The sequence below is a fragment of the Niallia taxi genome (assembly GCF_004005475.1).
Lineage (GTDB): Bacteria > Bacillota > Bacilli > Bacillales > Cytobacillaceae > Niallia > Niallia taxi.
In genome coordinates, this window is record NZ_RZTZ01000020.1 from 57,287 (window position 1) to 69,127 (window position 11,841).

At 35.8% G+C, this 11,841-nt stretch carries 11 protein-coding genes and 4 pseudogenes; 14 read left to right on the forward strand and 1 reads right to left on the reverse strand.

Annotated elements, in window-relative coordinates:
* The first annotated feature begins 5 nt into the window (after positions 1–5).
* The 12 genes and pseudogenes from EM808_RS25910 (at position 6) to EM808_RS25965 (ending at position 8,722) form a co-directional block, all read left to right on the forward strand.
* Positions 6–545 carry a YdhK family protein gene (locus EM808_RS25910; protein ID WP_127742313.1) on the forward strand — a complete coding sequence of 180 codons (540 nt, stop codon included), beginning with the start codon at positions 6–8 and terminating at the stop codon, positions 543–545.
* 1,859 nt (positions 546–2,404) lie between these two features.
* The gene (locus tag EM808_RS29355) at positions 2,405–2,716 is read left to right on the forward strand and encodes a reverse transcriptase/maturase family protein (RefSeq protein ID WP_235856725.1); all 312 of its coding nucleotides are present in this window, start codon (positions 2,405–2,407) and stop codon (positions 2,714–2,716) included.
* Between the two features lie 872 nt (positions 2,717–3,588).
* The gene (locus tag EM808_RS25920; RefSeq protein WP_127742315.1) at positions 3,589–3,849 is read left to right on the forward strand and encodes a metal-sensitive transcriptional regulator; all 261 of its coding nucleotides are present in this window, start codon (positions 3,589–3,591) and stop codon (positions 3,847–3,849) included.
* Positions 3,850–3,932: 83 nt separating this feature from the next.
* On the forward strand, positions 3,933–4,160 hold the full coding sequence (locus EM808_RS25925; protein WP_127742317.1) for a sulfurtransferase TusA family protein: 228 nt from the start codon (positions 3,933–3,935) through the stop codon (positions 4,158–4,160).
* Between the two features lie 60 nt (positions 4,161–4,220).
* Positions 4,221–4,700, forward strand: a complete 480-nt coding sequence (locus tag EM808_RS25930) for a DsrE/DsrF/DrsH-like family protein (protein ID WP_127742319.1) — start codon at positions 4,221–4,223, stop codon at positions 4,698–4,700.
* A 43-nt stretch (positions 4,701–4,743) separates the two neighbouring features.
* A complete protein-coding gene (locus EM808_RS25935) occupies positions 4,744–5,106 on the forward strand; it encodes a rhodanese-like domain-containing protein (RefSeq protein ID WP_127742321.1) in 363 nt (120 codons plus the stop codon).
* A 27-nt stretch (positions 5,107–5,133) separates the two neighbouring features.
* Entirely contained in the window at positions 5,134–5,430 is a 297-nt protein-coding gene (locus tag EM808_RS25940) for a rhodanese-like domain-containing protein (protein ID WP_127742323.1), read from the forward strand.
* A 53-nt stretch (positions 5,431–5,483) separates the two neighbouring features.
* Positions 5,484–6,059, forward strand: a complete 576-nt coding sequence (locus EM808_RS25945) for a sulfurtransferase TusA family protein (protein WP_127742325.1) — start codon at positions 5,484–5,486, stop codon at positions 6,057–6,059.
* 18 nt (positions 6,060–6,077) lie between these two features.
* A pseudogene (locus tag EM808_RS25950) lies at positions 6,078–6,493 on the forward strand (DsrE/DsrF/DrsH-like family protein).
* Between the two features lie 24 nt (positions 6,494–6,517).
* On the forward strand, positions 6,518–7,645 hold the full coding sequence (locus EM808_RS25955; RefSeq protein ID WP_127742327.1) for an MBL fold metallo-hydrolase: 1,128 nt from the start codon (positions 6,518–6,520) through the stop codon (positions 7,643–7,645).
* Positions 7,646–7,668: 23 nt separating this feature from the next.
* Positions 7,669–7,896, forward strand: a complete 228-nt coding sequence (locus tag EM808_RS25960) for a sulfurtransferase TusA family protein (protein WP_127742329.1) — start codon at positions 7,669–7,671, stop codon at positions 7,894–7,896.
* Between the two features lie 49 nt (positions 7,897–7,945).
* On the forward strand, positions 7,946–8,722 hold the full coding sequence (locus EM808_RS25965) for a sulfite exporter TauE/SafE family protein (RefSeq protein WP_127742331.1): 777 nt from the start codon (positions 7,946–7,948) through the stop codon (positions 8,720–8,722).
* Positions 8,723–9,130: 408 nt separating this feature from the next.
* Here the strand turns inward: EM808_RS25965 and EM808_RS25970 are convergent.
* Positions 9,131–9,741 (reverse strand): annotated as a pseudogene (locus EM808_RS25970) (manganese catalase family protein); the annotation flags it as partial.
* A gap of 101 nt (positions 9,742–9,842) precedes the next feature.
* Here EM808_RS25970 and EM808_RS29360 point away from each other — a divergent pair.
* Positions 9,843–10,085: pseudogene (locus EM808_RS29360) on the forward strand (transposase); the annotation flags it as partial.
* A 245-nt stretch (positions 10,086–10,330) separates the two neighbouring features.
* Positions 10,331–11,547 (forward strand): annotated as a pseudogene (locus tag EM808_RS25980) (IS110 family RNA-guided transposase).
* Positions 11,548–11,841 lie beyond the last annotated feature (294 nt).

The window sequence follows — 11,841 nt, forward strand, 5'->3', positions numbered from 1 at the left end:
GCATAATGAAAATTAATAAATTTGTATCTGTAATATTAATATTAATATTAGTGTCAATGTTATCTGCTTGGAGCAATAGTTATCAAAATAGTTCAGATAAAAATATAAGTGGTGAACATTCTGGTTCTGCTGAAGTTCCTAAAGGTTTAAGTGTAGCAAAAAATCCAATTTATAAAGTCGGAAGTCAAGTAGTTGTTAAAGCTGACCACATGAAGGGGATGTATGGTGCGAAAGCAACTATTGTAGGAGCTTATAACACGACAGCCTATATTGTTACTTACGCTCCGACAACTGGTGGACCTATGGTGAAGAATCATAAGTGGGTTATCCAAGAAGAAATGAAAGATGCTGGTATGAAAACCTTGAAACCTGGAACGGAAGTTATTTTAGAAGCAAATCATATGGAAGGTATGAAGGGGGCAAAAGGAATTATTGATCTAGCAGTGCCCACAACTGTCTATATTATTAATTATATTCCAACAACTGGAGGACCAGTGGTAAAAAATCATAAATGGGTGATAGAAACCGAACTTTCAGTTGAGTGAAAATCAAAGAGCAGACTATAGAATATAAGTAAGTCTATTTATAGAAAGACAAAGGAAATTCAAATTTTAGATTGTCCTTTGTCTTTTTTATTTGTATTTATCTGTCTTTTAATGGGAATGTGAATGATTCACTTAAAGTGACGGGGGCTTTCCTTAAATATAAGGTACGCTTTTCTTATGTTGCTAAAAGGGGCAGCATTCCTGTAATAAATGAAAATAAGCAAATAGAAGAAACATGGCAGTTGTGCGGCCGAGCATAGGTCGTATCATATAGCGGGTGGGATTCCCGCCGAGTAAGAACTAGCCATTCGTTCGTAGCGAGTCTAGGAGGACTGAGGGTAACGTTAGTCTTTATGCGTAGACAGTTAGGTGGAGCAGCCGTCAAGGCTGAGAATCTTATGGAGTGAAAGTCTCCTGTCATCAATTGACCGATTCGGATGACTAGCATATCCAATGCGTGGGGAGGTAACGAACTGCGTTCTGCTTGGAAGTAAAAGTCACGGCGGCCTATTCTACACAGAGAGGATAAGGTCGGAACAGTCTGTGTGGCGAGCAAACACAGAGGCCAGAAGGATTTAACGAATACTGCAATCCCGAAATCTACGCCCCTCAAAGAAACTGTTCGAGGGATATTTTGCTTAGCGTCGACCTTTGCCTGACGGGGGAAGACCGATGTCTTACGGGAAGAAACGGTCAAAAGCACCGTAAGAGCAGCCGGGGTATGGGTTCTGGCATCTGTGGAAAGATTTTCAGAGATAACGACGGGAAGGTCCTACTTCAAATTGGGAAGGTACTTACCAATAAAGACCTATCATATAAGAGGCTAATAGAAAATGGTAGGATGATTTAGGATTGGCGCATGAGGTCGTAGTAGCAATGAGGGAAGGGTAATGCCTTCTTAAGTGTAAGGAAATTACACTTCTATCAAGGTAACACCTGTGATAGGGCAAAGGACCTCTGGGCACTTGGAATGTTTAAGCATTATAGACTCAGAGCTATAAAGTATGTCTAAACTAACTTACAAGTAACCCTACAAATGATGGGGGAATATGTGTACCAACATTTAATCCTACGGTTGTATGGGAAGGCTGGTAGGTGATTAATCCAAGGTCAGAACCGGACTCGGGAAATCCGACCGTCCGGGATCGTAGGGGGGCTACAAGAAACGTGAATCATATTTGATTGCGCGCGCTAGTTTTCTACCCGACAGCGGGCCGAAAGCCATATGGTTGAAGGGGGTGAGCTCCATAAACGTTTCTATACTGAGAGGGCTGATGCCTTAACTGCGTGCAGAAAGCAACATTCTATCCTTTGTTAAAGGCAAGAAGGATAAACCCTCTCTGGAGTCAGAGACCTTGGCACGTTATACATCGATATGATACGGCAACTAAGGATACCCTATCGGTCTCTTCTTTTCTAAAAGAGTATGGTGTACAAGTGATAATAAGCAAGGAAACCAAATGCCGTTTAGGGATTCGGATAGCAGAATTAGCAAAGTATGATAGTAAAATGAAATTTACATCTCTTGGGCATTTATTAAATGAACAGTCACTTATTCAATGTCATTACCAGTTGCCGAACAAGAAGGCATCGGGTGTTAAGGGTACAACTAAAGTACAAGTCGCTGAAAGTCCGAAGGAAAACATCAAGGACTTGGTAAGTAGACTTAAAAACAAAAGTTATCGCCCAGTTCCGGTAAGACGAATGTATATCCCGAAGCTCAACTCAGACAAGAAAAGACCACTGGTAATACCGGAACACGAGGATTAAATTGTTCAAAAAGGTATTGCCAAAGTATATGAAAATGACTTTTTAAATTGTTCATTTGGCTTTCTGCCATATAAAAATGTCATGATGCGTTGTTAATACTAAACTTTTATAATGAGAAGAGAGCAGTAAGTTATATAGTAAGTGTAGATATCAAAGGTTTCTTTGATAATGTTGACCACAAATGGATGATGGAGTTCTTAAATCATAGGATAGCTGACCCAAACCTCCTGAGTATAATCAACAGATTTCGTAAAGGTGGTTATATGGAAGAAGGTAGGAAATACAAAACGGACACTGGTACACCGCAAGGTGGAGTGATAGCTCCTATCTTAACTAATATATATGCATTATGTTCTTACTTATGGTTTGAGATATTGGTTAGAAAGCGTTGTGAAGGATAAGCATACTTAGTGTAAGTTACGCAGATGATTTTGTATGTTGTTCTCAACATACAAGGGAAGCTGAACAGTTTAAAGTCCAGATTGAAGAAATTTAACTTGGAGATAGCGGAAGATAAAACGAAGGTTATTCCCTTCGGGAGGTTTGCAGAACATAATGCCGAACGAATAGGGAAAGGTAAACCTGAAACCTTTGATTTTCTTGGATTCACTCATTATTGCGGACAAGTAAACAAGGGAAGTTTCATTTTAAAAGGAAAACAAGTAGAAAGAAAGTCCAGGTAAAACTTAAATAGTCTAAAGAATGGTTAAAGCAGAACAGATAAGAACATTCAATTGATCAAGGATAGATTCAAACTGTTAACGACTTCAGAGAGAAAATAGAAAGTTTTCTATTTAAATGGCTAAATAGAAGGAGCCAAAGGGTATCCTTTACATGGGACAATTTTAGGCTCTGCCTTTATAAGTTTCCGCTTCCAACACGAAGGATTAAAGTTAACATAAATAATGGACAAACAAAAATAGGAATGCCTAGGCCCACAGCACTGATAAGCCTTCTAAATGATAATGACATGGAGTTATTTGCTAAAGATATAGAAGAACGCTTAATTAGATGTATTGATAAAAGTATCATGATAAATGGACTTACTTCTTAATGCCCTATATCCTTTTTACCGCTAAACTAATAGCGGTCTTTTTTATAAAATTTATTATTGACATTATACCTCATGGGGTATATTATAGATTTTGTCAGTGAAAATATTTCAACTGCTGATACTTTATAAATGAAAATCCTGACATAAAATGAAAAATTAAAACACTAATTATAAGTGACATCATTACATGATTATTTACTATAAAAAGAGGTGAACAAAATGGATTATAATGAACAAATAAAAAATAGAGTAAAACGTATAGAAGGGCAGTTAAGAGGAATTTTGAAAATGATGGAAGAGAATAAAGATTGCAAGGAAGTAATTACACAATTATCTGCATCAAGAACTGGAATTGACCGAACAATAGGATTGATTGTTAGTTCAAATTTAATTGAATGTGTTCGGGAAGCTGATAAAAATGGTGAGAATACAGAGGAATTAGTAAAAGAAGCTGTAAACCTACTTGTAAAAAGCAGATAAGAAAGAGTTGACACCTTCTCTTTTTTTAATTATTATTATACCCATAGGGGTATTGGTATTAGTATTAGAAAGGATGATTACTAGTGAAAATCGACAAATTGTTAGATGCAAAAGGATTAGCATGTCCGATGCCAATTGTAAAAACAAAGAAGGCAATGACTGAACTTGAAACTGGTCAAATATTAGAAATTCATACAACAGATAAAGGGGCAATAAATGATCTTTCAGCCTGGTCTAAAACAGTAGGTCACGAATTATTGAGTCAAAAAGAAGAAAATGGTGTATTGAAGTTTTGGATTAAAAAGGGATAATTTTTTGCTTTTTACAATACCCATGCGGGTATGGGTTAAATTAATACTGGAGGTAACAATATGACTGAAAAGAAAAAAACAACCATTGTACTATTTAGTGGTGATTATGATAAAGCAATGGCTGCTTACATTATAGCTAATGGTGCTGCAGCTTATGATCATGAAGTAACTATTTTTCACACTTTTTGGGGTTTAAATGCTTTACGTAAGGACGAAGATATTGCAGTAAAAAAAGGGTTTATGGAAAGAATGTTTGGCAAGATGATGCCTAGAGGTGCTGATAAAATGGGGTTATCCAAAATGAACTTTGCTGGAATGGGTCCTAAGCTGATTAAGGATATTATGAAAAAGCATAACGCTATGCCTTTACCACAATTAATTGAAATGGCTCAAGAACAAGATGTAAAACTTGTAGCTTGTACCATGACAATGGATTTATTAGGACTAAAACAAGAAGAGTTATTAGGTAACATAGAATATGCAGGTGTTGCTGCTTATTTAGCGGATGCTGAGGATGGAAATGTTAATCTATTTATCTAACTAGATAAAAGTAAAAGTTCTCTTGATTAAAGGAGGTTTTAATATGACATATTTAAATTATCTTGTCCTTGCATTGGTACTATTTTTCATAATGAGAAGGTTTTTACCAATAAAGGGAATTAACAATATTACCACTAATCAATTAAAAAAAGAAATAAATAATAAGAACAAACAATTTGTGGATGTTCGAACAAATGGAGAGTTTAAAGGAAACCATATTAAAGGTTTTAAAAATATACCACTCCATCAACTAGCTCAACTAGCAGAAAAAGACCTTTCAAAGGAAAAAGAAGTTATCGTAATTTGTCAAAGTGGAATGAGAAGTCAACGAGCAAGTAAAGTCTTAAAAAGGTTAGGTTTTAAAAACGTAACTAACGTCAAAGGTGGCATGGGTGCTTGGTTTTAAAATAAACAGAAGGAGAAGAACTAACTAATGAAACAAATGACTGTAAAAGAAGTAGAGGCTCTAATAAACGAAGGAAAGAAATTAAATATTATTGATGTGCGAGAGGTGGATGAAGTTGCCACTGGGAAAATACCAAGTGCTATAAATATCCCATTAGGTTTAGTTGAGTTTCGCATGCATGAATTAGATAAGACTATTGAATATATCATCGTTTGCCGTTCTGGTGCAAGAAGTGGTCGTGCCACACAATTCCTTGAAGATTATGGATTTAATGTGATTAATATGACTGGTGGAATGCTTGCTTGGGAAGGAAAAGTAGAATAAATTTTTTTAAAACTAATAATACCCTAACAGGTATAAGTAATGGAGGCTGAAAAATGGAGAACTTAAAAGCAAATACAATTTTAGATGCAAAAGGTTTAGCATGTCCGATGCCAATTGTTAAAACAAAAACAGAAATGAAAAACTTAGAGGCAGGGCAAGTATTGGAAGTTCAAGCGACGGATAAAGGCTCTAAAGCAGACATGAAAGCGTGGGCTGAAAGCACTGGACATCAATATCTAGGAACAATAGAAGTAGGGGAAGTGCTGAAGCATTATTTGCGTAAATCTTCTAATGAAGAATCGAATGAAAAAAAACACCCAAATATTATTAGCAATGAAGAACTAGAAAAGAAAATAGATGTGGATAAGAACATTGTAGTTATTGATGTTAGAGAAAATGCAGAATTTGCTTTTAACCATATTCCTAACGCTATTTCTATCCCATTGGGAGAATTGGAAAACAAAATGAATGTTTTAAACAAAAATGATGAAATTTATATAGTTTGTCGAACAGGAAATCGTAGCGATCTTGCTGCGCAAAAGTTAACTGAAAATGGATTTAATAATGTAATTAATGTTGAACAAGGTATGAGTCAATGGAGTGGGAAAACAAGTAGTATAAATGATTAAAAAATGGGGGAATTAACGATGAACAAAAAAGTAGCAATTATTGCAAGTAATGGTGGATTATTTGATGCTTATAAGGTTTTTAACATTGCAACTGCGGCAGCAGCAACTGATCAAGAAGTATCTGTTTTCTTTACTTTTGAAGGGTTGACTTGATTCATAAGGAAGCATATAAGCACTTAATCATGCCTGAAGGTAAAGAACAGCTTGCTGAAGGATTTATTAAAGCGAATGTACCTTCCATTCCAGAATTAGTGTCTATGGCAAAAGAAATGGGAGCTAATTTTATAGGCTGTCAAATGACAATGGATGTTATGGGATTAGAAAAAGAAAGTTTTGTCGATGGAATGGAAGTAGGCGGAGCAGTAACATTTTTGGAATTTGCAAAGGATGCAGATGTAACTTTAACTTTTAAATTTATATATTTTTTTAAATAAAATAATACCATAGGGGGTATAAAGGTGACTGTTTCTGTAATGACTTCAAAAGATGTGACGAAAAAAGTTTTTAATAAAGAAGAGTTGTTTATTCTTGATGTTCGTAATGAGAGTGATTTTAACGATTGGAAGATTGAAGGGGAAAACTTTGAATATTTAAATGTTCCTTATTTTGAATTACTTGATGGTGTGGATGAAATTATAGGTGAAATCTCCACTAAGAAAGAAGTACTAGTTGTTTGTGCAAAGGAAGGCTCATCTGTAATGGTAGCAGAAATGCTTTCTGATGTTGGATTAAATGTTTTCTATTTACAGGGTGGAATGAAGGCATGGAGTGAGCATTTAGAACCAGTTAAGATTGGTGACTTGAATGATGGTGGTGAAATTTATCAATTTGTTCGAGTAGGTAAAGGATGTCTATCCTACATGGTGTTATCAGAAGGAGAAGCAGTAGTAATCGATTCAACGCGTATGACGGATATCTATCTTGATTTTGCAGTAAGTATGGGAGTAAAAATTAGACACGTATTTGATACACACCTTCATGCTGACCATATTTCCGGAGGACGTACAATTGCAGAGAAAACTGGTGCTGACTATTGGTTACCACCTATGGATGCAACGGAAGTGACTTTTGCTTACCAACCATTAGAAAACGGAAATGATGTAACCCTTGGTAATACAACTATTAATATTACGGCTTTGTATTCACCTGGACATACGATTGGTTCTACTTCATTTATTGTGGATAATAAATACTTGCTGTCAGGTGATATTTTGTTCATTGATTCTATCGGAAGACCCGATCTGGCAGGTATGGCGGAAGACTGGGTCAGTGATTTAAGAGAGACTTTATATAAACGCTACAAAGAATTGTCAGAAGAACTAATTGTTCTACCAGCACACTTTATGATTATAGACGAGTTGAATGAGGATGGTAGTGTTGCAGAAAAACTTGGAAAATTGTTTACAAAAAATCATGGACTGAATATCGATGATGAAAATAAGTTTAGAAATTTAGTAACAGAAAACTTGCCGCCACAACCAAATGCATATCAAGAAATTCGTGAAACAAATATGGGGAAAATTAACCCGGAATTAGATAAACAACGTGAGATGGAAATTGGACCTAACCGTTGTGCCGTTCGTTAATTATAAAATAGGAGGAATAACAAATGGATTCAAATAAAGTATTAGATGCTAAAGGCTTAGCGTGCCCAATGCCGATTGTAAAGACAAAAAAAGCAATGGGAGATATTTACACAGGTGAAGTATTAGAAGTCCATACAACGGATAAAGGAGCGCTAAACGATTTAACAGCCTGGGCTAAATCGGGAGGACATGATTTATTAAAGCATGAAAACGAAAATGGAGTGTTAAAATTCTGGATTAAAAAGGGTTGAAAATAAAGGGGACCAATAAGGTTCCCTTTTTCTAAAGAGGTGTAACAAAATGGATATAACTTTTATAGCTACAATTTTTGTTATTGGATTTGTTGGTTCTTTTATTTCTGGGATGTTAGGAATTGGTGGTGCTATCATCAACTATCCCATGTTGCTATATATACCAGTAATGTTAGGCGTAGGACATTTTACAGCACATGAAGTTTCAGGAATTACAGCCATACAAGTATTTTTTGCGACACTCGGAGGTGTTTTAGCCTATCGTAAGGATGGATTTCTAAATAAGAAGTTAATCATTTACATGGGAGTAAGCATTTTATTTGGAAGCTTTATTGGTGGACTTAGTTCTACTCATATGCCGGAGAATGGAATTAATATTGTTTATGGAATCTTAGCTCTTATTGCCGTCATTATGATGTTTCTTCCTAAAAGAGGGGTCGAGGATGTTCATTTTGATCAAGTAAAGTTTAACAAATGGCTTGCATCCTTGTTTGCATTCATAGTGGGTATTGGTGCAGGGATTGTAGGTGCAGGAGGAGCATTTCTGTTAGTCCCTATTATGCTAGTAGTCCTAAAAATACCGACAAGAATGACAATTGCATCCTCCTTGGCCATTACATTGATTTCATCTATAGGAGCTGTTTCAGGGAAAATCTCAACAGGAAATATACCAATACTACCTGCTTTTATTATGGTTGTGGCAAGCTTAATTGCTTCGCCTATAGGTGCCTACATGGGTAAAAAATTGAATGCAAAAGTGTTACAAGGCACAATGGGTCTATTAATTTTAGCAACAGCAGTGAAGACTTGGTTCTCTATCTTATAAACTTAATTAACTGAAAGTGTCCTAGTAACTTTAAAGCTGGATTAAATTTTGCTTTTCATGATGAAAAAAAACTGTTGATCATTATTTAGAAATAAGTTCCAAAACAAATAAAGAATATATTAAAGAGTAATATAAAAGAGCGGCCAGTGACGAACAAAACCATAAGTTTGGTTTCTATATTTTCTAAAGTAATACTCATTGCTCATAAATGTAAGTTGAAATAGACTTGATTCTACTCTTTATCTATGAGTGAACTAATAATGTCATTATAGTAATCAATATAAAGGTTGTTTTGTGCAAGTAAAACAGCAATTTGAAATTAATATCCGATTCCTGCTCGATTTTGTCAAGTTCTGTAGATGAAAATGGGATGCTTGGATTAATTACGTTCGAATAGTAATGGACTGTCCAAGTATCTTGGTTTACTTTTCCTTCTTTTTCTTCTAATTCTGCGATTGCTGCTAGCCATTGATTTTGATGCATAGTATCACGAGCAATTAGAAATGATAACATATCTCGTACTCCATGATCAGAAGTCATTTCGTATAAGCGGACAACCTGGAGTCTACCTTGTGACTCAGCATTTAAATTAGATCTAAAGTCAGCAAGCAGATTGCCACTAGCTATAGTATAGCGTACTGTGCAAGGATACCCAACACTATCATTAGGACTGGCTCCTAGTCCATTTACTATAGCATGTTGTGGATTCATTCCACCCATTACACTAGCAATAATAGGATCTTTTGCTGCTGCTTCTTGTTCTTCTACAGGAGCTTTGTCAAGTAACTGTGCAATCCTTCTGTGTCTATGTCTAATAACATATCACGGTATTTTTTTTCACCGCAACAATTCCAACCTTGGAACAAATACTGCATCATGACAGAGATTTCTCCATATTGCCCGTCTAATACTTCTTGTAACTTTTTAGCATATACAGGACCTGGTCTATCTGGTTTTGCTCTATACTGCAATTCTTTTACATGAAAAAAAAATTGGCACCTCCTTTGTTTTTCATTAATTTATTATCCGTAAAATAAATTTCATATACATGGAGTTAGTATAGTTTTATGGACACAATTTAATTAAGTCCTTACAATTATTTTGAGAGGATGTGTCCGAATTGGAACGTAAACCTGCAGGCAAAAAATATAACGATGATTTTAAGAAAACGATTGTGGATTTGTATCATTCCTGCAGCCCGGTTAAAGAATTAAGCAGCGAATATGGCGTATCAGAAGTAACGATTTATAAATGGGTGAAAGACTTTACCCCTATTGGTTCAGAAAAAGAGGCGCTGACACCAAAAGAGTTAGCCGAGATTCAGAAAGAAAACCTTCGGTTAAAACAGGAGGTAGAAATCCTAAACATACTAAGATTAGTAGTACAGGCCGAGAGATTGGTTTGGACTACTATTTTTTTATATAGTAGAAGTGAAGAACAGGCCGAAGCCTTTTTGGGATCTGGAATCCGTATCTTAAACTGGCCTGCTTCACTTACCTTATTTGAATCAGGTTTGAGTATGTTGGATCCTTTGAGATCGTGTATAAGAAATGGGAATCAATAAGTGTAAAGTGGAGACTTCAATATTACTATATTAGGAGAAGACAAATGAAACATGTTATTGCGTTTGATGTCAGTATGGGCAAAAGTTACATGGTTATTTATAATGCATTAAAACACTGTGTATTCGAAGGAGAAATCAACCATTATCGTACAGAGTTTGAGGAGCTAAAGAAAAAGATTGACGATTTGACCGAAGGTTATGAAGAACAGCCTGAAATCGTGTTTGAAGCAACTGGTATCTATTCCAGGGTGTTGGAGCGTTTTATGAATGAGAATTACTACACTTACTGTCTTTTGAACCCATTGGAAGCGAAATTACAATGTGATTCCTTGCGGATTCATAAAACGGATAAGAGTGATGCGCATCGACTAGCGCTTACTCACTTTACGATAGACAGAAGAAAAAAAGAAGATTCCAATGATCTTCTTCAACAATTGAAATCGCTCTCGAGATATTATAGTGAACTGGACGATGAGTTATCCATTGTTCGCAGCCGTATGCATAAAGTGATTCAGTTAACGTTCCCGGAACTGGAGAAAATTTTTACTAGTAAATCGGAATTGTTTTTAAATATGGTTCAGTTGTTTCCCCATCCAGAGTTTCTCCAAGGTCTTTCAAAAACGGTAATCAAAAATAAGGTTCGTAAGAACACCAATAAAAATATTTCATTAGCAGTAGCGGAAAGAAAGGTGCTTGATCTATTTGAAGTTGCCAAGCACTCTTATCCAGCAGTTTCTTCGACGGACGTTTTATGCGAACAACTCAGATCTTATGCAAGAAGGTATCAGGAACTTCTTCGTGAGAAGGAACAGTGTATAAAAAATATGATACCGCTGGCTGAAACTCGTAAGGAATATAAAATCATTCTCAGCTTTCCAGGGATTGGTCCTAATACAGCCGTTCGACTTATCGCAGAAATCGGTGATATTCACCGGTTCGATAACCCTAAACAGCTGAACGCTTTTGCGGGTATTGATATACGGCGCTTTCAATCAGGAAAAACCTTTTTCAAAGACAAAATTAACAAGCGAGGGAATAAACATTTGCGAAAGCTACTCTTCCTTATTATTCAAAATATGATTAGGCTCCGTCGTTTTGGACAAAAACACTTGTCGAGTATTATGATAAATTAAAAACGCAACCTTATAACAAATGTCATAAAGTTGCGTCTATTGCTTGTGTGAATAAGCTGTTGAAGAACCTCTTCTATCTTACTGCACACAATATGAGCTATGATTACCGGTTGGCCACCAAATCATAGCTTATAAACATATTAGCATATTCAAACGAACCTAGTAAAAAATTGAAGTCGACTAGGTTTATTTGTCATCCCTTTCACAGCCTAACCCGCTTTACCTTATGTGAATAACCTTTTCATTTTAAAATGTTATTCACAAAAACATAAATAACCCATTGACTAACCGTAAGAAAAAAGGCTATGGCCATATTCGCGAAAAAGTAACCGAATCAGAGCTCATCGATTTTATCGAGGAACACAAGGATCAATATCCCGTCCAGAAAATGTGCGAAGTACTGGCCGTGCCAAGAAGCAGCT